Raw genomic sequence first — 21170 nt, 5'->3', positions numbered from 1 at the left:
CCGGTTCAGGCGACAACAGGCATAGGCCGTTGCCGCCTGAACCCGGCGTTTAAATCCTGAAGCTGCCCACCAACTGCTTCAAACGCCCGGCCTGCTGGGCCAGTTGGTCGCAATGGCGCAGGGTCTCGTTGAGGTTCTCCACCCCCTGCTGGTTCAGGGCGTTGATCTGGGTGATGTCCAGGTTGAGGCTCTCGACCACGGCGGTCTGTTCTTCGGTCGCTGTCGCCACCGACTGGTTCATGCCATCGATCTCGCCAATGCGCTGGGTTACGCTGGCCAGGCGTTCGCCGGCCTGGTTGGCCACCTGCACGGTCTGCTCGCTGGAGACCTGGCTGGTGTTCATGGTATGCACCGCTTCGCGCGAGCCGACCTGCAGGCTGGTGATCATGCGGTGGATTTCTTCCGCCGACTCCTGGGTACGGTGCGCCAGGTTACGCACTTCGTCGGCCACCACGGCAAAGCCACGGCCGGCTTCACCCGCACGAGCTGCTTCAATGGCCGCGTTCAGTGCCAGCAGGTTGGTCTGCTGAGAAATGCCCTTGATCACGTCGAGGATCTTGCCGATTTCGTCGGTGCTGGCGTTGAGGGTTTCGATCTGCGCGCACGACTCGCTGATCCGTTGTGACAGGGCAGTCATGGCGCTGATGGCTTCTTCAACCACTTCACGGCCACCGTGCGCCTGCTCGCTGGCACCGCTGGCATGTTGCGAAGCATCTGCGGCGTTGCGGGCGATTTCCTGGGTGGCGGCGCCCAGTTCGTTGATGGCCGCAGCGACGCTGTTGGTGCGCATGCTCTGTTCTTCAGAGCCGCTGATCGACGCATTGGACGCGCTGACCACTTTCTCCGAAAGGTCATGTACCAGGCGGGTGGCCGAGGACACTTCGCTGATCGAGGCATGGATGCGCTCGACAAAGCGGTTGAACGAGGTAGCCAGTTCGCCGAACTCGTCCTTGTTCTGCACGGCCAGGCGGCGGGTAAGGTCACCTTCACCCTCGGCGATGTCGCGCATGGCGCGGCCCATGGTGGTCAGCGGGCTCATCAGCACAGGAATCAACAGGCCGAGCAGGCCGGCAATCGCGGCCACGGCGATCAGCATGGCGATGATCGCCGAGGTGCGGAACTGGCTGAGCGCGGCATAGGCCTTGTCCCTGTCGATCGACAGCCCGATGTACCACTGCGCCGAAGGCAGGCCGGCCACCGGGGCGAACGAGATGATGCGGTCCTGGCCGTCGAGCGTGACATCCTGCATGCCGGCGGCGACCCGCAGGTTGCTGCCTGGGTAGATGTCCTTGAGGTTCTTCATCACCTGGTCTTTGTTGGGGCTGACGATCACCTGGCCATTGGCGTCGGCCAGGAAGGCGTGACCGATGCCGCCGAAGTCGACCGAGTTGATGATCTCGACGAGGGTATCGAGGGTCACGTCACCGCCGACAACACCGATCAGTTCGCCATTGCTCTTGCTCTTCACCGGGGTGGCGATGGTCACCATCAGGCCACCGACTGCACCTTGGTACGGGGCGGTCAGCACGGTCTGCCCGGCGCTGGCGGCGGCGCCGTACCAAGGGCGCTGGCGCGGGTCGTAACCGGCGGGCATCTGGGTATCCGGGCGCTGGGTGAATACGCCGTTGGCCTGGCCCAAGTAGGTGAACAGGAAATTACGCGTGTAGGACGGCTGCTCGATCAGCCCTGCGAGAGTATCGCCGGCACCTTGCTGGCCGATGTCCTGGGCCAGGTTTTCCAGCACCAGGATGCGCCCGCTCATCCAGTTCTGGACGCTGCTGGCGGTCAGTGCCCCGGCCTGCTGCACCGAGGCTTCAATGTTCTGGCGGATGGTGTTGCGTTGCAGGTAGTCGTTGTAGAGCGTGAACAGGGCAAATGCCAAAACCACGACGCCGCAGGCGCTGAGCAGGATCTTGTGGCGAAATTTCAGGTTCATGTTTCGAGACCTTGAGCCAATGAGGGGAGGTCGCAGCGCGCTCATGACGCGATGCGAGGCCTGTCGCCCGAGATATCGGCTCAAGGGGTAAAAGATTGAAGTGCTTAGAGAAAATTCTTACAGACGTTGCGACGGACGGCAGTCACTGGTCAGCCAACTGCTCGATCAGCAGGCGGGCGGCCTGCTGCAGCGGCTGTTGTTTGCGCCACAGGATATGCACGGGCAGTTGCAACTCGTTGCGTGTATTGCGGAACTCCAGGCGTATCAGACGCCCGCTGGCCAGCAGCGGCGCGACCCGCGACAACGGCAGATCGCCCCAGCCCAGGCCCGCTTCCACCATCTGCAAAGCCAGGTCGAAGCTGTCGCTGGACCAGTGCGTGGCACCGATCAGCGGGCGAGGGTCAGCCAGCGGCAGGTCGCGGCTGCGCACCAGAATCTGACGCACCTGCGTCAGGTCTTCAAGGTAGTGGATACGCCCCTCACGCAATGCCGGGTGGGCCGGCGACAGGGTGGCTACCAGCGACTCCATGCCGACGTGCTGGAAGCCGCGTCGGGCATCGACCTGCAAACCGGCAAAGGCTACACAGAGGTCGGCACGGCCGCTGTCCAGCAAGTGCAAGGCTTCTTCCTGCGGAGCGCTGAGCAGGGCAATGTCCAGCAACGGGTAGCGCTCACCGAGGTTGGCGATGGCCGCCAGCAGGGGGCGGTGATCGATGTCGGGTACCACGGCCAGGGTCAGGCTGCTCTCCAGCCCTTGGGACAGCTCCAGGGCATGAACCTGCAGCAGCCCCAGTTGTTCGGCAATCAGCCTGGCGTGTGGCTTCAGGGCCAAGGCCTGTGCGGTTGGGCGAACTTCACGCGGGCCGCGTTCAAACAGGCTGTAGCCAAGGTCTGCCTCAAGGTTGCCAATGGCCATGCTCACCGCTGAAGGCACCCGCTTGAGGGCGCGCGCCGCGGAAGAAAACGAGCCGTGGTCGAGCACGGCCAGAAACAGCTGGATGTTGTCGCTGGAAAAGTTCATGGCAGCCTCCTGTCAGTTAATCTGATAGCTGCTGACTTTTGCTGTCAAGTGTATTGAAGCATGATCGCCCCCGTCGCTTTTTGTCTTTGGAGGTAACCCTCGGTGCAGGGATTGAAACGCAAGCTGGTCTACGTGACTTTCTATGAACTGATCGGGCTGTGCATGTCGACCCTTGGGCTGGCCTACCTGTCAGATACGCAGGCCTCCCATACCGGGCCGCTGGCGGTGATGATCACCACCATCGCCATGCTCTGGAACCTGGTCTATAACACCCTGTTCGAGTACTGGGAGAGCCGCCAGGCCAAGCGGGGGCGCAGCGTGGCGCGGCGGGTGGTGCATGCCATCGGCTTCCAGTTGACCCTGGTGGTGTACTTGATTCCGCTGATTGCCTGGTGGCTGGACATGACATTGCTGGAGGCGCTGCTGGTGGATATGGCGTTCATCATCCTGGTGCCGTGCTACACCTTTGCCTACAACTGGGCGTTTGATCGGGTGTTTGGTTTGCCACGCTCTGCCCTGGCTGCAGCTTGATATAGCCTTGCGCGGCGAACAAGCCAGCACAGGCCGCCACTAAGGTGGCAGGCGCATGATCAAAGGCGCCTGCTGCTGCTCAACCTGCTGTTCCATCGGCCGCGGCGCACTGGCCAGCAAGCTGTCCTCAACCTGCCCCGACAGGTAATAGACCCCCGCCATGGCGCCGCTCTGGCGGTTCTCCATCAACTCCTGCCATTCCTGGTTCAACGCCACGTTGAGAATCACCCGCAGCTGTTCGACCATCTGCGGGTGTTCACGGTCATGTGTCATCATCCCGTAACCGGCCGTAGCAATCGAAATCATCGCCCCCGCCACCTTGCCCACTGCCGATGCCACGGCACTGGCGATACCGCGTGGCGCCAGGGTGGCGCCGAGCTTTTCGCTGGCCTGGGTGGCCACCGAGTTAAGTCCGACATCGGTTCTGCCAGGGCCTTTGCTGGCCTGCTGATGCAAGTGCTGGCGCATGGCTTGCCAGGCCGGTTGCTGGTCCAGTGACTTGGCCCGCAGCAGCTGATAGAGGCTGGCATTGCGCGCATCCGGTGGCCCCAGGGCGATGGCGGGGATACGGTTGAGGCGCTGGCTGAACTGCTCGGGCGGCGCGTTGTAACGGCTGATGATGGCCGGCAGTTGCTGGCCGAGCAGTTGCAGATACAGTTCACAGGCGCGGTCGCGGATGCCCTCGGGGTTGATCTGCTCGGCTACCGGCTCGATCACCCGCGCGTGATACTGCTCCTGCAGGTACAGGGCCAGGCGTTTTTCTGCCGGTTCCCGACCCTCGCCGCTGTCGAGCTTGTACCAGGCCACCTTGAGGGTGAGCCATTGCTGGGTCCAGTAACCCGTGAACCAGGGGATGAAGTCGCGCTCGGTGCGTTGTTGCACCTGCTCCTTCCACACCCGCATCGAGCGACGGGCATAGTCATTGGCCGAACCGGCGGCGCCGGCCGAGGCGTCGATCAGTTCCTGATCGATGCGTTGCCACGCCGCAGGGCTGAGTATTGTGGGCGGGGGCGGGGCAGGGGGACGCTTGCTGGCACAACCGCCGAGGGCCAGCAGAAGGCATAGCAACAGGAAGATTCGAGAACTCACGCGACCGCCTCCCTGGTAGAGGCTGGGCTGGTTCTCGCAGTATAGGGTGGGGTTATCGGGGCTGCTGTGCAGCCCATCGCCCGCTCAGCGCAGCTGCAAATGGTGCGTGAACGCGGCCTGAGCAGGAGCGATCGCGTAGTCTGGTCGGATTAGTCCAGGTCCAGCTTTTCTTCCAGGCGGTCAAGGTGCCTGTGCATCAACCCCAAGGCCGCTTCGGCATCACCTTGCTCCACGGCATCGATGATCGCCGCATGCTCTTGCCACGCGCAATGATCGCAGCACGGCGATTCGTAGCGAGCGATGATCAGCGAGGTCATCGGTACCAGCCCATTGAGAAATCGCGCCAGCGGCGCATTGGCCGCTACCTGCGCCAGTTTCAGGTGGAACTCGCCGCCCAGGCGGATCGCCGCGCAGCGTTCGCCACTCTCATGGTGCTGGCGCTCGCGCTCCACCAGTTGCCGTAGCTGGCGTACCTGCGCCGGCCGGGCGCGTTGCGCGGCCAGTGTGATCAGCGTGGTTTCGGCCAGGCGCCGGGCACTGAGCACCTGGCGTGCCTGGTCTGGGTCAGGCGCGGCCAGATGTGCGGTGTGGCTGGGGCGCTGCACCACCACCTGCTGGTCGGACAGGCGCCCGAGCACGCGGCGGATCACCGTGCGGCTGACACCAAATGCATGGCCCAGCGCCTGCTCGGGCAACAGGCTGCCCGGGGGCAGGCGCTGTTCGAGAATGGCGTCGAACAGCCGCGGGTAAATCTGCTCGGCCGACAGACGGGTTTCGCCGGCCGCGAGCAGGGCAGGCAAGTGGGGGGCGGCGTTCATGGTCACTCTCCTGAGGTCATGGATGTGGATGTTCGTCCGGGATATTCAGCGCGATGCCCATGCGCAGCCCTTCGGCCACGATATGCTGACGCATCTGGGCACTGGCCTGGGCGCTGCTGCGTTCGCGAATGGCACGTACCACCGCTTCGTTCTCCTTCAGCCGCGCGGCCAGGTGCTCTGGCGAGTTGCGCAGCATGTCGGCGCTTTGCTTCAGGGCATTGCCGGTTTGCTGCACCACGCTCTGGAAAATCGGGTTGGTGGTCAGGGCGAACAGCGCTTCATGGAAGGCAATGTAGGCTTTGACCCCGGCTTCGCTGTCATCGGCCTCCAGCGCTTCGCGCATGTCCATCAGGGTCAGGCGCAGCTGGCCGATGTCCTGGCTGTTGGCCGATTGCGCCACCAGGCCGACGATGAACGGTTCGAGTGTGTAGCGCAGTTCCAGTACGTCGGCCAGGCTGGCCGCGGCACTGACTTCCCCACCCGACGCCTGGGCATCGGCGTCCAGCACCAACACACCCTTGCCGGGCAACGAGCGCACCAGGCCCAGTGTTTCCAGCACGGTTACCGCTTCGCGCAGGCTGGGGCGGCTGATGCCCAGTTGTTCGGCCAGTTCGCGCTGGCCGGGCAGCATGTCGCCGGTGCGCCATTGGCCGCGGGCCAGGGCCTGGCGGAGTTTTTCCACCACTGAGTTGACGACGGTTGATGAGCTGATCACGTTTCGCTCCTGGAAGGGCCGGCGTCAATGCCGGCCACGTTCGCTCAGAATTCCTGTTGATGGGCGTTGGGTTGCTTGCGTGGCGCGGGGGCAAAGCCAGGCTTGCCGTCGAGCACGTTCTGCGCGCGCTCCAGGTCAATGTCCTTCTCCCAGCGGGCAATGGCCACGGTGGCTACGCAGTTGCCGATCAGGTTGGTCAACGCCCGGCCGATACCCATGAACCAGTCCACCGCCAGCACCAGTACCAGGCCTACCACAGGGATCGCCGGTACCGCAGTCAGGGTGGCGGCAAGAATCACCAGTGCCGAGCCTGGGATGCCGTGAGCCCCCTTGGAAGTCACCAGCGACACCAGCAGGATTGTCAGCAGGTCGGTCATTTCCAGTGGCGTGCCGGTGGCGTTGGCGATGAACACGATGGCCAGGGTCAGGTAAATGGAGAAACCATCGAGGTTGAACGAGTAGCCGGTAGGGATCACCAGGCCAACCGTTGAACTGCCAATACCCAGGTGCTCAAGCTTGCGCATGATCTGTGGCAGCACGGCGTCGGAAGAGGCGGTGCCCAGGACGATGGTCAGCTCTTCACGCAGGTACTTGATCAACGGCAGCAGTTTAAGGCCCGACAAGCGCATGACGGTGCCCAGCACGATCAGTACGAAGCCGGCACAGGTCAGGTAGAACAGCGCCACCAGCCCGCCCAGGTGCTGCAGCGACTCCAGGCCATACTTGCTGGTGGTGAAGGCGATGGCGCCGAACACGCCGATCGGCGCCAGGCGCACGATCATGCCCATGATGCGGAAGATCACATGGCTCAGTTCATTGATCAGTCGCGAGATGCCGGCGGCCGAGTCACCCACCAGGTTCAGCGCGCTGCCGAACAGCACCGAGAACAGCAGCACCTGAAGAATGTTGTTGTCGGCGAATGCACCGATCACCGAGGTGGGGATCAGGTCCATGAAGAACGCCGTGGCGCCATGGATGTGCTGGCCGCGCTCGGCCAGGCCGTTGGCATCGGCGGCGGACAGTTGATCCAGGTGAATATTGGCACCGCTGCCAATGCCACTGCTGAAGGCGAACACCAGGCCAATCACCAGCGCGAGGGTAGTCAGCACTTCGAAGTAGATCACCGACTTCAGGCCGATGCGCCCGACCTTTTTCAGGTCGCCCGCACCCGAAATGCCGCTGACCACCACGCAGAACACGATCAGGCCGATGAGCATCTTGATCAGCTTGATGAAGCCGTCGCCGAGGGGTTTGAGTTGCAGGGAGAGGTCGGGGAAGCTCAGACCGCAGGCGATGCCGAGGGCAAGGCCAAGTACGACTTGCAGGAAAATCGAACGCGAGCACCATTTGAGCATGGGAGGAGTCTCTGATCGGTGTCCTTGCTTCGGTAGCCGCACGGGGCGAAAGAGCGCAGGACTTAATTATTGTGGTCTTACCGGTTTGTTCAGCGCGAGGCCATAAAAGCGCGAAAAATCCTCGATTGCAAGGTTTTTTGGCCTTACCGGTCTGACCAGTTGTGGGGCAATCCGGCCTGCCATGCTCTAGATCGGTGCGTGCCGTGAAAGTGGGCGCGTGAAATAGCTCAGGGCTTGGCCAGTGCCTGGTCAACTGCTGCAATCAGCTTGCCAAGATCTTTAGGCGGGGCGTTGTGGATGACGCCGAACAGGTAGGCGCGCTGCTCCTCTTCGTCGTCCGGTTCTGCGAAGAAGTCCTTGGGCTTGACGCCCAGCACCTGGGCAAACGCCAAGATTGCATCGATGCTGGGGGTGTAGGTGCTGGTTTCGAAACGGCTGATGGTCTTGGGGTCGAAGCCGGTCCGTTCGGCCAGTTGTGCCTGGGTCAGGCCCGCCAGCTTGCGGTAGCGGCGCAGGGCGATACCCAAAGCTGATCTCGTCATCGCTTAATTCCCATTTAGAATCAAGAACTTAACGATATCTATCCATGTGGCGCAACGCCATGATCGATCACCTTTGTTTTATTTATGTGATGAATTTCGTAGAATTCATGGTCTGACCGGTTAGTCATCGTCCTCTTCCTTGTGCCGTTCGGCCTCGTGCCTCAACGGCAGGAAGCGCTTTTGCCTATTGGAACTGATCGCCATGAATCGGTTCCGGTGGCCGTCGATGAACTGGATACCGGCTTGTCATTGAATGGAGTCTCATCGTGCGCCTCAACTTGCCGGTAACCCCGGTCGAGCAACGTTTCCCCCCTCATCAGCGGCTGATTTCTGCTACCGATACCGCCAGCCTGATCACCTACTGCAACCCTGAGTTTGCCGCCATCAGTGGCTACAGCGAGGCCGAACTGATCGGCAGCCCGCACAACCTGGTGCGCCACCCGGACATGCCGCCAGCGGTGTACGAGTTGATGTGGCGCTACCTGAAAGCGGGGAAGAGCTGGATGGGTATCGTCAAGAATCGCTGCCGTAACGGCGACTACTACTGGGTCAATGCTTACGTCACGCCCATCCTCGAAGGAGGTCGGGTTGTGGGTTACGAGTCGGTGCGCGTATGCCCCACGCGGGAGCAAGTCGCCCGTGCCGAAGTGCTGTATGCGCGGCTGCGCAACGGTCAAACGGCATTGTCGGCGCCGCGCCGGCTGAGCTTGCTGATGCAGGCCTTGGCCTTGCCACTGGCCGGCGGGCTGCTGGCGGTAGGCGCAAACCAGTTGTGGCCCGGCCTGGTGGGGCAGGGGCTGACCCTGGGGCTGTTCGTGGCCTGCGGCCTGTGGGCGCGCAACGCCCTCGGGCGGCAGCTACAGCAGATTGTGCAGGGCGCCGAAGGTGCCTTCGCCGACCCGCTTGCAGCCTTGACCTACAGCGACCTGACGGGTGCTGCCGGGCAGTTGCAACTGATGCTGATCAGCGAAGAGGCACGTCTGAAAACCGCCTTGACGCGGCTAAGCGACCTGGCCGGACAAATGGCCGTGGCTGCTCACGATGCCGGGCAGTTGTCGCGCAGCACCGAGGCGGCATTGCTGGAGCAGCGCGCCGAAACCGACCTGAGCGCCACCGCAATGAACCAGATGGCCGCCTCCATTGGCGAAGTGGCCAACCACGTGCAGCTGACCGCCGCCGAGGCACACACGGCCCACCTGCTGGCCGAACAAGGTAGCCAGGTAGCCGATGCAAGCGGTGCGGCCATTCGTAACTTGGCCAGCACTGTGACGCAGATCAACCAGGCGGTCAGTCACCTGGCTGGTCAGACTGGCGCCATCGCCGAGGCAGCCGGGATGATCCGTGGCATTGCCGAGCAGACCAACCTGCTGGCCCTCAACGCCGCCATCGAGGCAGCCCGTGCGGGCGAGCAGGGCCGCGGCTTTGCCGTGGTCGCCGACGAGGTGCGGGCACTGGCCGACAAGACTCGCCAGTCCACCCTGCACATCCAGGCCATAATCGATGCCTTGCGCAGTGGCGCCGAGGAAGCCGTGGCGATCGCCAGCCACGGCATCGACGGTGCCGAGCAAGGTGTTGTCCAGGTGCAGGAGGCCCGGCAAGCGCTGCATGGTATTCGTGACGCGGTACAGCGCATCAGCGATATGAGCCAGCAGATGGCCGCCGCCTCGCAGCAGCAGTCGGCGGTGGCAGAAGACGTTTCGCGGCAAATCAACGGCGTTGCCGGTATTGCCCAGCACAGCGCCCACAGCGCCAACGCCGCCGCCTCGCGCGGCACCGAACTGGAACATGTATGCGCCGGATTGCGCGCCCTGGTGGAGCGCTTCAACCGCTAAGGCAGGATGCTTTATGGATGATAACTATCGCGCGGCCGTGGACGCGGCCGCGATCTTTTCGGAAACCGACCTGCGTGGGAACATCACCTACGTCAATCAGCAGTTCTGCAGCATCTCGGGCTACAGCCGTGAGGAGCTGCTGGGGGCCAACCACCGTATCCTCAATTCCGGCCTGCATGAGCCGACGTTCTTTGTCGGCATGTGGCGGGCTTTGGCTGCCGGGCGGGTGTGGAAGGGCGAAATCTGCAACCGGTCCAAGGACGGTTCGTTGTATTGGGTCGACAGCACCATGGTGCCGCTGGTCGACCCGCTAACAGGCCAGGTGCGCAAGTATGTATCCATCCGCTTTGACGTTACAGAGAAGCGTCAGCTACTGCATACCTTGCAGTGGCGGGTGGGCCACGATGTGCTCACCGGCCTGCCCAACCGCGCCTATTTGTCCGACCTGCTGAACCAGGCCCTGGCCTGTTCGCGCCGTGAAGGCATCTCGCTGGCGGTGTGCATGCTCGACCTGGATGGTTTCAAGGCGGTCAACGACGGCTACGGGCATGCCGTGGGTGACCTGCTGCTGGTGGAAGTGGCGCAGCGTTTGAAGAGTATCCTGCGCGGTGGTGATGCCGTTGCCCGGCTGTCGGGCGACGAGTTCGTGCTGATCCTGCGCGACGTCGACGATGAGTGCCAGCTGCATGCAGCCCTGCAGCGGGTATTGCGGGCATTGGCGGCGCCTTGTGTGGTGCGTGGGCATACGCTGTCGCTCAGCGCCAGTATAGGCGTGACCCTGTATCCGCAGGATGATGAAGATGCCGACACCCTGGTGCGCCACGCCGACCAGGCCATGTATGTGGCCAAGCAGCGCGGGCGCAACCGTTACCACCTGTTCGATGTGACGCAGGAGCAGGAGCTCAAGGCCACCCACCAGACCGTGGCGCGCGTGCGCCGGGCGCTACGCAACGGCGAGTTGTGTCTTTACTACCAACCCAAGGTAAACCTGCGCAGTGGCAAGGTACTGGGCTTCGAGGGGTTGTTGCGCTGGCAGCGGCCGGGCCGTGGCGTGGTGCCGCCAGGCGATTTCCTGCCGTGGGTAGAACAGACCGACCTGATCGTCGAAATCGGCGAGTGGGTGATAGGGCAGGCATTGAGCCAGTTGCAGGTCTGGCAGTTGCAAGGGCAGCCCTGGTCACTGAGCGTGAATATCGCCGCGCGGCACTTGCAGCGCAGTGACTTTGCCGAGCGCCTGCAGCAACTGCTGGCAGCGTACCCGGCGGTGGACCCGGCGCTGCTGGACCTGGAAATCGTCGAGTCAGTGGCCATCGACAACCTGCAGCACGTCAGCCGCTGCCTGGACGCCTGCCGTGCGCTGGGTGTGCGTTTCTCGCTGGACGATTTCGGCACCGGTTATTCGTCGTTGAGTTACCTGAAACGCTTGCCGACCCAGACGATCAAGATCGACCAGTCGTTCGTACGGGACATCCTTCATGACCAGGACGACCTGGCGCTGACGGAGGCGGTGATCGGCCTGGCCCGGGCGTTTGGCCGCGAGGTGATTGCCGAGGGGCTGGAGAGTGTCGAGCATGGCCGGGTACTGATGGACCTGGGCTGCGAGCTGGCGCAGGGTTACTGCATTGCCCGGCCGATGCCGGCCAGTGAAGTGCAAGCCTGGGCACAGGCCTACCGGCAGCCGGCGCAGTGGCGTGACCCTTGAAGGCCATCAGCGGGCCGTGGTCCTGACCCGCACCATCAATCACGGGCAAAAAAAAACGGCACCTGCAAGAGGTGCCGTTTTCGCATCACGCGGTATTACTTGTGCAGCTCTTCTGCCGCATACAGCGTGTTCTCAAGCAGGCACGCCCGGGTCATCGGCCCGACGCCGCCCGGCACTGGTGTGATCCAGCCGGCGCGTGCCAGGGCAGTCTCGTAGACCACGTCGCCAACCAGCTTGCCGTCTTCCTGGCGGTTGATGCCCACGTCGATGACGATGGCGCCTTCCTTGACCCACTCACCCTTGACCAGGCCCGGCTTGCCGGCAGCCACGACCACCAGGTCGGCACGCCCGACATGGCCGGCCAGATCCTTGGTGAAGCGGTGGCAGACGGTCACGGTACAGCCGGCCAGCAGCAGTTCCATGGCCATCGGGCGGCCAACGATGTTGGACGCGCCGACGATCACCGCGTTCATGCCGTACAGGTCCTGGCCGGTGCTTTCCAGCAGGGTCATGATGCCTTTTGGCGTGCATGGGCGCAGCAGCGGAATACGCTGGGCCAGGCGGCCGATGTTGTAAGGATGGAAACCGTCCACATCCTTGTCCGGGCGAATGCGCTCGAGCAGCAGCGAGGCGTCCAGGTGCGCCGGCAGCGGCAGTTGCAGCAGGATGCCGTCGACGGCCGGATCGTCATTGAGACGGTCGATCAGCTCGGTCAGGGCCTGTTGCGTGGTCTCGCTGGGCAGGTCGAAAGCCTGCGAAATGAAGCCGACCTCTTCGCAGTCCTTGCGCTTGTGCGAGACATAGACTTGGGAGGCGGGGTCGGTGCCGACCAGGATCACCGCCAGGCCCGGCGTGCGCAGGCCTTGCTGGCGACGCTCCACGACACGTTGAGCGATCTGCTGGCGCAGGCTGGCGGCGATAGCCTTGCCATCGATTAGGTGTGCAGTCATAGACGCGTGATTAACCATCGAGAAGGAACAATAAAGAACGCGCATTCTCGCACGACATGGGCCAAGGGCAAAGGCGGGTGGTCGGGCAAATCCCCTAACCCCTTAAATAATTTAAATTTTTTCGAAAAAGGTGTTGACGACTTTCGGGGTCGACTATAAGATTCGCCGCACTTGTCGGGCACAGCCTAGCACTGGTTGGCTAAGTCGGGCAGAATGAGTGGTTTAACAGTTCCTTGTTAGCGTCTCGTTCGGTTAGGCTTCAAGCTTAAGCGCCCGTAGCTCAGCTGGATAGAGCATCCGCCTTCTAAGCGGATGGTCGCAGGTTCGAGTCCTGCCGGGTGCGCCATTAGGCAGCTTTGGCAAGCAAGTAGGCTGTAATGCAATATGGTGGGCGTAGCTCAGTTGGTAGAGCGCTGGATTGTGATTCCAGTTGTCGTGGGTTCGATTCCCATCGTCCACCCCATATTCTTCAAGGGCGCCTCGATAGCATCTGGCGCCTTTGTTTTAAGCGTTACGCGGACGTGGTGAAATTGGTAGACACACTGGATTTAGGTTCCAGCGGCGCAAGCTGTAAGAGTTCGAGTCTCTTCGTCCGCACCATGCTTCTGTAAGGTTGTACTGCAAGACCGCAATATGGTGGGCGTAGCTCAGTTGGTAGAGCGCTGGATTGTGATTCCAGTTGTCGTGGGTTCGATTCCCATCGTCCACCCCATATTCCTGAAAGGCGCCTTGATCGTGAGATCGGGCGCCTTTTTGTTTTGGGGTTGTGATGTGCATGCCGTCAGTGTTCTGGTGTCTTTGATTGAGGTTGAGCGTCGCCCGCGTGGCTCCTGATGTTCCTCCTCGATATCGTGCCGGGTAAGCAAGGTGGTCGCGCTTACTCTGTTGGCGGTCAAGCTTTTATGGGGTGTTCTACGGCCGATTGTTTCAGGGCGGCAAGGTGCCTGCCTTGGTTTTTGCGGTGATGCGTAGATCGAGCGCCGCCCGCGCGGCGCATCGCGAGCAAGCTCGCTCCTACATTTGTTTCGGGCCAATTATTCCTGGGGCAGACGCGCGCGTCCCCTTGGCGCTCACCTCGATATCGTGGGGTACAAACAGGGCGGTCGCGTGCGCAGGCACAGGCGACACTGGCCCGAAACAAATGTAGGAGCGAGCTTGCTCGCGATGCGCCGCGCGGGCGGCGCTCGATCTCACAGGCACTACAACCCTCAAGGCAAGCTCGCTCCTACATTTGTTTCGGGCCAATTATTCCTGGGGCAGACGCGCGCGTCCCCTTGGCGCTCACCTCGATATCGTGGGGTACAAACAGGGCGGTCGCGTGCGCAGGCACAGGCGATACTGGCCCGAAACAAATGTAGGAGCGAGCTTGCTCGCGATGCGCCGCGCGGGCGGCGCTCGATCTCGAAGGCGCTGAAAATGTCGCGGTCAACCACCGCTCGGCCAAATCACCTCCCGCCCCTTGTAATCCTCTGGTGGCACCCCAATAAAAGCTGTTAGATTTCAGCCGGTTGAAACACCGGCCCGTTTGGCCGGCAAAGGACACCACGATGATTGCAAAAGAAGCCCGTCAGGCCCTGGCGCTGCAGCGCTTTGCCGAAGCCAATCCGCAGTTGCTCGAGGAGATCCGCGAGCTGGATGCGCGCGAGCAGGCCCAGCAGATCGAGTGGGCGTTCGAGGATGCAGCCGCGGAGCAGGGCATTGAGCCCTGGGAGTTGGCGCTGCAATTGATTGCCGAGTCCCCGGAGCAGCTGCAGGCCATGCGCCTGGAAACGCACCGTGAAGTGGCCGAGGCGCTGGGGCTGGAGTGGGAGGAGTACTGCCAGTTCAACGAAATCGATCCTGAATAAAGGAGGCGAATTCTTTGCTGGTAGTTGTTTGACAAGGTATTTCGGCTGCAGGCCGCCCCGGGCGCCGTGCAGCCTCTGTTGGAAGCAGGCTCGGCGCTGTGCCGTGCGGGCCTTGAAAGTTAATCGACCGGCGTTGTTTTCAGTCGTCCCGTGTGGGGTGACTTCTGCTGCGTGACTCACTAGAATGTTTGCCCTTGATTCTGGAGTCGGGCTAACGCCGGCTAACGTCTGTGCAACGAGGAATATCCATGCAAGTTTCTGTTGAAAACACTTCCGCTCTCGAGCGCCGCATGACCATCGCCGTTCCGGCCGAGCGCGTCGAGAACGAAGTCAACAAGCGTCTGCAGCAGACTGCCAAGCGCGCCAAGATTGCGGGCTTCCGTCCTGGTAAAGTGCCGATGACCGTGATCCGTCAGCGTTTCGAGGCGGACGCCCGTCAAGAGGCTTTCGGTGACCTGGTCCAGGCTTCCTTCTACGAAGCCATCGTCGAGCAGAAGCTGAACCCGGCTGGCTCTCCGGCTGTAGAGCCGAAGTCCTTCGAAAAGGGCAAGGATCTGGAGTTCGTCGCCATCTTCGAAGTGTTCCCGGAGTTCACGGTTGCAGGCCTCGAGTCGATCAAGGTCGAGCGCCTGAGCGCCGAAGTGGCTGACAGCGACCTGGACAACATGCTGGAAGTGCTGCGCAAGCAGAACACCCGCTTCGAGGCCGTCGAGCGCGCTGCGCAGAACGACGACCAGGTCAACATCGATTTCGTCGGCAAGGTCGACGGTGAAGTGTTTGCCGGTGGTTCGGCCAAGGGCACCCTGCTGGTACTGGGCTCCGGCCGCATGATCCCGGGCTTCGAAGAGGGTCTGGTAGGCGCCAATGCAGGCGAAGAGCGCGTTGTCAACGTGACCTTCCCAGAGGACTACCAGAACCTGGACCTGGCTGGCAAAGCCGCCGAGTTCACCATCACCGTCAACAGTGTTTCGGCACCTGTGCTGCCAGAGCTGAACGAAGAGTTCTTCGCCCAGTTCGGCATCAAGGAATCGACCCTGGAAGGCTTCCGCGCCGAAGTTCGCAAGAACATGGAGCGTGAGCTGCGTCAGGCGATCAAGACCAAGGTCAAGAACCAGGTCATGGACGGTCTGCTGGCCGCCAACCCGATCGAAGTGCCAAAAGCCCTGCTGGAAAACGAAGTCAACCGTCTGCGCGTGCAGGCTGTTCAGCAGTTCGGTGGCAACATCAAGCCTGAGCAACTGCCAGTCGAGCTGTTCGAAGAGCAAGCCAAGCGCCGTGTCGTGCTGGGCCTGATCGTGGCCGAAGTGGTCAAGCAGTTCGAGCTGAAGCCGGACGACGCCAAGGTTCGCGAGATGATCGAAGAAATGGCTTCGGCTTACCAGGAGCCTGAGCAGGTCATCGCCTGGTACTACAAGAACGACCAGCAACTGAACGAAGTCCGTTCGGTTGTGCTGGAAGAACAAGTTGTAGATACTGTTCTGCAGAAAGCGACTGTGACCGACAAGTCGGTCTCGTACGAAGAAGCCGTTAAACCAGCCGAGGCTCCTGCCGCTGCTGAGTAACAGGCTTCTCTCGTAGGAAACCTCCACAAGCCAGCCTTCGAGCTGGCTTGTGCGTATTCAAGCCATGACTATTTGGGAGTGAGCGCAGGACATGTCCCGCAATTCTTATATTCAGCAGAGCTCTGACATCCAGGCCGCAGGCGGCCTGGTCCCGATGGTTATCGAGCAGTCCGCCCGTGGCGAACGTGCTTACGACATCTACTCGCGCCTGTTGAAGGAGCGTGTGATCTTCCTGGTTGGCCCGGTAGAGGACTACATGGCCAACCTCGTCGTTGCGCAACTGCTGTTCCTTGAGGCAGAAAACCCGGACAAGGATATCCATCTGTACATCAACTCGCCGGGCGGTTCCGTCACCGCCGGCATGTCGATCTACGACACCATGCAGTTCATCAAGCCGGACGTTTCGACCATCTGCATCGGCCAGGCCTGCAGCATGGGCGCCTTCCTGCTGGCGGCAGGTGCCAAGGGCAAGCGTCATTGCCTGCCGAACTCGCGCGTGATGATCCACCAGCCGCTTGGCGGCTTCCAGGGTCAGGCCACCGATATCGAGATCCACGCCCAGGAAATCCTCAATATCAAGGCCCGTCTGAACGAGCTGCTGGCCTATCACACCGGCCAGGACCTCGAGACCATCAAGCGTGACACCGAGCGTGACAACTTCATGAGCGCCTCGCGCGCAGCCGAGTACGGCCTGATCGACTCGGTCTACGACAAGCGGCAACTGGCCTCCTGAACCGGGAGGTCAGAGCAGGTGGGCGTCGAAAGCGCCTACCTGCGGACTTGAAAAAGCCCGCAATTGCCTTCATCTTGTGTTGCAAGCCTACCGGATTGGATCGATCGAATGACTGACACCCGTAACGGCGAGGACAGCGGCAAATTGCTTTATTGCTCCTTCTGCGGCAAAAGCCAGCACGAAGTGCGCAAACTGATTGCCGGGCCCTCGGTATTTATCTGCGACGAGTGCGTCGACCTGTGCAACGACATCATCCGTGAGGAGGTGCAGGAAGCCCAGGCCGAGAGCAGCGCGCACAAATTGCCTTCGCCGAAAGAAATCAGCGGCATCCTGGACCAGTACGTCATTGGTCAGGAGCGCGCAAAGAAGGTGCTGGCCGTAGCGGTGTACAACCACTACAAGCGCCTGAACCAGCGTGACAAGAAGGGTGACGAAGTCGAACTGGGCAAGAGCAACATCCTGCTCATCGGGCCGACTGGCTCGGGCAAGACCCTGCTCGCCGAAACCTTGGCACGCCTGTTGAACGTACCGTTCACCATTGCTGACGCCACCACCCTGACCGAAGCCGGTTATGTGGGTGAGGACGTCGAGAACATCATCCAGAAGCTGTTGCAGAAGTGCGACTACGACGTGGAAAAGGCCCAGATGGGCATTGTCTACATCGACGAAATCGACAAGATCTCGCGCAAGTCGGACAACCCGTCCATCACCCGTGATGTCTCGGGTGAGGGCGTGCAGCAGGCACTGCTGAAACTGATCGAAGGCACCGTGGCCTCGGTCCCGCCGCAAGGCGGCCGCAAGCACCCGCAACAGGAATTCCTGCAGGTTGATACCCGCAACATCCTGTTCATCTGCGGTGGTGCGTTCTCGGGCCTGGAAAAGGTCATCCAGAACCGCTCCACCAAAGGTGGCATCGGTTTTGGTGCCGAAGTGCGCAGCAAGGAAGAGGGCAAGAAGGTTGGTGAGTCCCTGCGTGAGGTCGAGCCGGACGATCTGGTCAAGTTTGGCCTGATTCCGGAATTCGTCGGCCGTCTGCCGGTACTGGCTACCCTTGACGAGCTGGATGAGGCTGCATTGATGCAGATCCTCACCGAGCCGAAGAATGCCCTGACCAAGCAGTATGCCAAGCTATTCGAGATGGAAAGCGTCGACCTCGAGTTCCGCAGCGATGCGCTCAAGGCCGTTGCGCGCAAGGCCCTGGAGCGCAAGACTGGTGCCCGTGGCCTGCGTTCGATCCTCGAAGGCGTTCTGCTCGATACCATGTACGAGATCCCTTCGAAAAAGGATGTCAGCAAGGTGGTTATCGACGAGAGCGTCATTGAGGGCACCTCGCAGCCGCTGATGATTTACGAAAACAGCGAACCGCAAGCCAAGGCCGCACCAGACGCCTGATTCAGGCAATGGCCGGTTTTCGGTTGCAAGCAAGAAGGGGGCCTACGGGCCCCTTTCTGCTTTTCCTGTGCAAGCGCTTGTAATTTCCCAAGCATGCCCCCACATTAGGTCCAAGCATCATTTCCACCGGTTTCCGGCCATAAGGCCGCTGTAGAGGCGAAATCATGAAGACCACCCTCGACTTGCCTCTTTTGCCATTGCGCGATGTCGTTGTTTACCCGCACATGGTTATCCCGCTGTTCGTGGGGCGTGAAAAGTCCATCGAAGCCCTCGAGGCGGCGATGACGGGCGAAAAGCAGATCCTTCTGCTTGCCCAGAAGAATCCAGCCGACGACGACCCGGGTGAGGACGCCCTGTACCGCGTCGGTACCGTTGCCACCGTGCTGCAACTGCTGAAGCTGCCTGATGGCACCGTCAAGGTGCTGGTCGAAGGCGAGCAGCGTGGTGCGGTCGAGCGCTTCTCCGAAGTTGAAGGGCACATCCGTGCCGAAGTCTCCCTGATCGACGAAACCGACACTGCCGAGCGCGAGTCGGAAGTCTTCGTGCGCACGCTGCTGTCGCAGTTCGAACAGTACGTTCAACTGGGCAAGAAAGTGCCTGCCGAAGTGCTGTCTTCGCTGAACAGCATCGAAGAGCCAGGACGTCTGGTCGACACCATGGCCGCGCACATGGCCCTGAAGATCGAGCAGAAGCAGGAAATTCTTGAAATCGTCGACTTGACTACCCGTGTCGAGCACGTGCTGGCACTGCTGGATGCCGAAATCGACCTGCTGCAGGTCGAAAAGCGCATTCGCGGCCGGGTCAAGAAGCAGATGGAGCGTAGCCAGCGCGAGTACTACCTGAATGAGCAGATGAAGGCCATTCAGAAAGAGCTTGGCGATGGTGACGAAGGCCACAATGAAGTCGAAGAGCTGAAAAAACGCATCGAAGCCGCAGGTCTGCCTAAAGATGCCCTGGCCAAGGCCCAGGCGGAGCTGAACAAGCTCAAGCAAATGTCTCCGATGTCGGCCGAAGCTACCGTGGTGCGCTCGTACCTGGACTGGCTGGTGCAGGTGCCGTGGAAGGCACAGAGCAAGGTGCGTCTGGACCTGACCAAGGCCGAGGAAATCCTCGATGCCGACCACTATGGCCTGGAAGAGGTCAAGGAACGCATCCTCGAGTACCTTGCCGTGCAGAAGCGCGTCAAGAAAATCCGCGGGCCGGTGCTGTGCTTGGTCGGCCCACCCGGCGTCGGCAAGACCTCGCTGGCCGAGTCGATCGCTGCCGCCACCAACCGCAAGTTCGTGCGCATGGCCCTGGGTGGCGTGCGTGACGAGGCCGAGATCCGTGGCCACCGCCGTACCTACATTGGTTCCATGCCGGGTCGCCTGATCCAGAAGATGACCAAGGTGGGTGTGCGCAACCCGTTGTTCCTGCTCGACGAAATCGACAAAATGGGCAGCGACATGCGCGGCGACCCAGCCTCGGCACTGCTGGAAGTGCTCGACCCTGAGCAGAACCACAACTTCAACGACCACTACCTGGAGGTCGACTATGACCTCTCGGACGTGATGTTCCTTTGCACCTCGAACTCGATGAACATCCCGCCGGCGCTGCTGGACCGGATGGAAATCATCCGTCTGCCTGGCTACACCGAGGACGAGAAGATCAACATCGCCATCAAGTACCTGGTGCCCAAGCAGGTCAAGGCCAACGGCTTGAAGAAGGAAGAGCTGGAGGTCGATGTCTCGGCGATTCGCGACATCATCCGCTACTACACCCGCGAAGCCGGTGTACGGGGCCTGGAGCGGCAAATTGCCAAGGTCTGCCGTAAGGTGGTCAAGGAACATACCGGGCAGAAGCAGGTCAAGGTCAAGGTGGCCAGCGAGCAGCTGGAGCACCTGCTGGGCGTGCGCAAGTTCCGCTATGGTCTGGCCGAGCAGCAGGACCAGATCGGTCAGGTTACCGGCCTGGCCTGGACCCAGGTGGGCGGTGAGTTGCTGACCATCGAGGCCGTGGTCATCCCCGGCAAGGGCCAGTTGATCAAGACCGGCTCGCTGGGCGATGTCATGGTCGAATCGATTACCGCCGCGCAGACCGTGGTACGCAGCCGCGCCCGCAGCCTGGGGATTGCCGCCGACTTCCACGAGAAGCACGACGTGCACATTCACATGCCTGAGGGCGCCACGCCGAAGGATGGCCCAAGTGCCGGTATCGGCATGTGCACCGCACTGGTGTCGGCACTGACGCAGATTCCGGTACGTGCTGACGTGGCCATGACCGGTGAAATCACCTTGCGTGGCCAGGTATTGGCCATTGGCGGGCTGAAGGAAAAACTGCTGGCGGCACACCGTGGCGGGATCAAGACGGTGATCATTCCCGAGGAGAATGTTCGCGATCTCAAGGAGATTCCTGAAAATATCAAACAGGATCTTCAGATCAAACCGGTCAAATGGATTGACGAAGTCCTGCAAATTGCGCTGCAATACGCCCCGGAGCCCTTGCCAGATGTGGCTCCGGAGATTGTCGCGAAAGATGAAAAGCGCGACGGCGATGCCAAGGAAAGAATTAGCACGCATTAGTAGTTTTCAGCTGGGGGGCTTTCCTTGACAGTTTTTTCGAGGCCTTGCTATAAAGCGGCACGCTATTGTCGTCAGGCCGCCCAGCACACGTTTCATAAGCTTTTCATTACATACTTAGAAACAAACTCAATAGAGAAATAAGGGGACTTAGAGTGAACAAGTCGGAACTGATTGACGCTATCGCCGCATCTGCTGACATCCCGAAAGCTGTAGCCGGCCGTGCGCTGGACGCAGTCATCGAATCCGTCACCGGCGCCCTGAAGCAAGGTGACGATGTGGTACTGGTTGGCTTCGGTACCTTCTCGGTCAAGGAGCGCGCCGAGCGTACCGGCCGCAACCCGCAAACCGGCAAGGCAATCAAGATCGAAGCCGCCAAGGTTCCAGGTTTCAAGGCAGGCAAAGGCCTGAAAGACGCCGTCAACTAAGTCGTCTTTCAGCCGGGCCCGGCCTGGCCTGGTCCGAGCACGGTGATGGCGGGGCGCAAACGTTCCCGCCTGACACGTTTGCTAAGAAAAGGCGCATCCTCGGATGCGCCTTTCTTTTATCAGGATTCTACCCACGCTCCGCGGTTGTCGACGCAGTGG

At 61.3% G+C, this 21170-nt stretch carries 17 protein-coding genes and 4 tRNA genes; 13 read left to right on the top strand and 8 right to left on the bottom strand.

The window, feature by feature from the left end:
• Positions 1–49: 49 nt before the first annotated feature.
• Both mcpA and QCL51_RS16125 read right to left on the bottom strand, forming a co-directional pair.
• The gene (mcpA, locus tag QCL51_RS16130; RefSeq protein ID WP_103444056.1) at positions 50–1936 is read right to left on the bottom strand and encodes a methyl-accepting chemotaxis protein McpA; all 1887 of its coding nucleotides are present in this window, start codon (positions 1934–1936) and stop codon (positions 50–52) included.
• Between the two features lie 142 nt (positions 1937–2078).
• Complete coding sequence (locus tag QCL51_RS16125) at positions 2079–2957, bottom strand: LysR family transcriptional regulator (RefSeq protein WP_103444057.1); 879 nt, start codon at positions 2955–2957, stop codon at positions 2079–2081.
• Positions 2958–3059: 102 nt separating this feature from the next.
• Here QCL51_RS16125 and QCL51_RS16120 point away from each other — a divergent pair, with 102 nt between their 5' ends.
• Entirely contained in the window at positions 3060–3488 is a 429-nt protein-coding gene (locus tag QCL51_RS16120) for a PACE efflux transporter (protein ID WP_021785516.1), read from the top strand.
• Between the two features lie 39 nt (positions 3489–3527).
• On the opposite strand, the gene QCL51_RS16115 is transcribed toward QCL51_RS16120, so the two are convergent.
• From QCL51_RS16115 to QCL51_RS16095, 5 genes are all read right to left on the bottom strand, one after another.
• Positions 3528–4577: a hypothetical protein gene (locus QCL51_RS16115; protein WP_103444058.1), complete on the bottom strand. Its 1050-nt coding sequence runs from the start codon at positions 4575–4577 to the stop codon at positions 3528–3530.
• A 149-nt stretch (positions 4578–4726) separates the two neighbouring features.
• The gene (locus tag QCL51_RS16110; RefSeq protein ID WP_330508241.1) at positions 4727–5395 is read right to left on the bottom strand and encodes a GntR family transcriptional regulator; all 669 of its coding nucleotides are present in this window, start codon (positions 5393–5395) and stop codon (positions 4727–4729) included.
• Between the two features lie 16 nt (positions 5396–5411).
• Positions 5412–6110: an FCD domain-containing protein gene (locus QCL51_RS16105; protein WP_021785513.1), complete on the bottom strand. Its 699-nt coding sequence runs from the start codon at positions 6108–6110 to the stop codon at positions 5412–5414.
• Between the two features lie 44 nt (positions 6111–6154).
• The gene (locus QCL51_RS16100; protein WP_021785512.1) at positions 6155–7465 is read right to left on the bottom strand and encodes a C4-dicarboxylate transporter DctA; all 1311 of its coding nucleotides are present in this window, start codon (positions 7463–7465) and stop codon (positions 6155–6157) included.
• Between the two features lie 227 nt (positions 7466–7692).
• Positions 7693–8007 carry a helix-turn-helix transcriptional regulator gene (locus QCL51_RS16095; protein ID WP_028697376.1) on the bottom strand — a complete coding sequence of 105 codons (315 nt, stop codon included), beginning with the start codon at positions 8005–8007 and terminating at the stop codon, positions 7693–7695.
• A gap of 266 nt (positions 8008–8273) precedes the next feature.
• Here QCL51_RS16095 and QCL51_RS16090 point away from each other — a divergent pair, with 266 nt between their 5' ends.
• Complete coding sequence (locus tag QCL51_RS16090) at positions 8274–9839, top strand: PAS domain-containing methyl-accepting chemotaxis protein (RefSeq protein ID WP_103469243.1); 1566 nt, start codon at positions 8274–8276, stop codon at positions 9837–9839.
• A 13-nt stretch (positions 9840–9852) separates the two neighbouring features.
• Positions 9853–11541 carry an EAL domain-containing protein gene (locus tag QCL51_RS16085; protein ID WP_021785509.1) on the top strand — a complete coding sequence of 563 codons (1689 nt, stop codon included), beginning with the start codon at positions 9853–9855 and terminating at the stop codon, positions 11539–11541.
• Between the two features lie 95 nt (positions 11542–11636).
• Here the strand turns inward: QCL51_RS16085 and folD are convergent, their stop codons facing one another.
• Positions 11637–12491 (bottom strand): bifunctional methylenetetrahydrofolate dehydrogenase/methenyltetrahydrofolate cyclohydrolase FolD, encoded by an 855-nt coding sequence (gene folD, locus QCL51_RS16080; RefSeq protein ID WP_021785508.1) that lies wholly within the window; start codon positions 12489–12491, stop codon positions 11637–11639.
• A gap of 269 nt (positions 12492–12760) precedes the next feature.
• Between folD and QCL51_RS16075 the strand changes: the two genes are divergently transcribed.
• From QCL51_RS16075 to hupB, 10 genes are all read left to right on the top strand, one after another.
• A tRNA-Arg gene (locus QCL51_RS16075) sits at positions 12761–12837 on the top strand.
• Positions 12838–12878: 41 nt separating this feature from the next.
• A tRNA-His gene (locus tag QCL51_RS16070) sits at positions 12879–12954 on the top strand.
• Between the two features lie 52 nt (positions 12955–13006).
• A tRNA-Leu gene (locus QCL51_RS16065) sits at positions 13007–13091 on the top strand.
• A 36-nt stretch (positions 13092–13127) separates the two neighbouring features.
• Positions 13128–13203: transfer RNA gene (locus QCL51_RS16060), tRNA-His, on the top strand.
• 835 nt (positions 13204–14038) lie between these two features.
• Positions 14039–14338: a DUF6388 family protein gene (locus QCL51_RS16055; RefSeq protein ID WP_021782906.1), complete on the top strand. Its 300-nt coding sequence runs from the start codon at positions 14039–14041 to the stop codon at positions 14336–14338.
• A 248-nt stretch (positions 14339–14586) separates the two neighbouring features.
• Positions 14587–15900 carry a trigger factor gene (gene tig / locus QCL51_RS16050; protein WP_338443727.1) on the top strand — a complete coding sequence of 438 codons (1314 nt, stop codon included), beginning with the start codon at positions 14587–14589 and terminating at the stop codon, positions 15898–15900.
• 91 nt (positions 15901–15991) lie between these two features.
• Positions 15992–16633, top strand: a complete 642-nt coding sequence (clpP, locus tag QCL51_RS16045; RefSeq protein ID WP_003259400.1) for an ATP-dependent Clp endopeptidase proteolytic subunit ClpP — start codon at positions 15992–15994, stop codon at positions 16631–16633.
• Positions 16634–16741: 108 nt separating this feature from the next.
• On the top strand, positions 16742–18025 hold the full coding sequence (gene clpX, locus QCL51_RS16040; protein ID WP_003250242.1) for an ATP-dependent Clp protease ATP-binding subunit ClpX: 1284 nt from the start codon (positions 16742–16744) through the stop codon (positions 18023–18025).
• A gap of 164 nt (positions 18026–18189) precedes the next feature.
• On the top strand, positions 18190–20586 hold the full coding sequence (gene lon, locus QCL51_RS16035; protein ID WP_103444062.1) for an endopeptidase La: 2397 nt from the start codon (positions 18190–18192) through the stop codon (positions 20584–20586).
• Positions 20587–20738: 152 nt separating this feature from the next.
• Complete coding sequence (gene hupB, locus QCL51_RS16030) at positions 20739–21011, top strand: nucleoid-associated protein HU-beta (RefSeq protein ID WP_003250246.1); 273 nt, start codon at positions 20739–20741, stop codon at positions 21009–21011.
• Positions 21012–21170: the final 159 nt, after the last annotated feature.

This window comes from Pseudomonas sp. LTR0 (genome assembly GCF_036630035.1).
In the GTDB taxonomy this organism is placed as follows: Bacteria; Pseudomonadota; Gammaproteobacteria; order Pseudomonadales; family Pseudomonadaceae; genus Aquipseudomonas; species Aquipseudomonas putida_Y.
This window is presented reverse-complemented; position numbering and strand designations above follow the sequence as displayed.

What these genes read in the sequence shown, in the direction of transcription:
- QCL51_RS16055 (WP_021782906.1), top strand. Translation starts at nt 14,039, where the DNA reads ATGATTGCAAAAGAAGCCCGTCAGGCCCTGGCGCTGCAGCGCTTTGCC.
- lon (WP_103444062.1), top strand. Translation starts at nt 18,190, where the DNA reads ATGAAGACCACCCTCGACTTGCCTCTTTTGCCATTGCGCGATGTCGTT.
- QCL51_RS16125 (WP_103444057.1), bottom strand. Translation starts at nt 2,957, where the DNA reads ATGAACTTTTCCAGCGACAACATCCAGCTGTTTCTGGCCGTGCTCGAC.
- clpX (WP_003250242.1), top strand. Translation starts at nt 16,742, where the DNA reads ATGACTGACACCCGTAACGGCGAGGACAGCGGCAAATTGCTTTATTGC.
- clpP (WP_003259400.1), top strand. Translation starts at nt 15,992, where the DNA reads ATGTCCCGCAATTCTTATATTCAGCAGAGCTCTGACATCCAGGCCGCA.
- mcpA (WP_103444056.1), bottom strand. Translation starts at nt 1,936, where the DNA reads ATGAACCTGAAATTTCGCCACAAGATCCTGCTCAGCGCCTGCGGCGTC.
- QCL51_RS16110 (WP_330508241.1), bottom strand. Translation starts at nt 5,395, where the DNA reads ATGAACGCCGCCCCCCACTTGCCTGCCCTGCTCGCGGCCGGCGAAACC.
- QCL51_RS16085 (WP_021785509.1), top strand. Translation starts at nt 9,853, where the DNA reads ATGGATGATAACTATCGCGCGGCCGTGGACGCGGCCGCGATCTTTTCG.
- QCL51_RS16095 (WP_028697376.1), bottom strand. Translation starts at nt 8,007, where the DNA reads ATGACGAGATCAGCTTTGGGTATCGCCCTGCGCCGCTACCGCAAGCTG.
- QCL51_RS16100 (WP_021785512.1), bottom strand. Translation starts at nt 7,465, where the DNA reads ATGCTCAAATGGTGCTCGCGTTCGATTTTCCTGCAAGTCGTACTTGGC.
- tig (WP_338443727.1), top strand. Translation starts at nt 14,587, where the DNA reads ATGCAAGTTTCTGTTGAAAACACTTCCGCTCTCGAGCGCCGCATGACC.
- folD (WP_021785508.1), bottom strand. Translation starts at nt 12,491, where the DNA reads ATGACTGCACACCTAATCGATGGCAAGGCTATCGCCGCCAGCCTGCGC.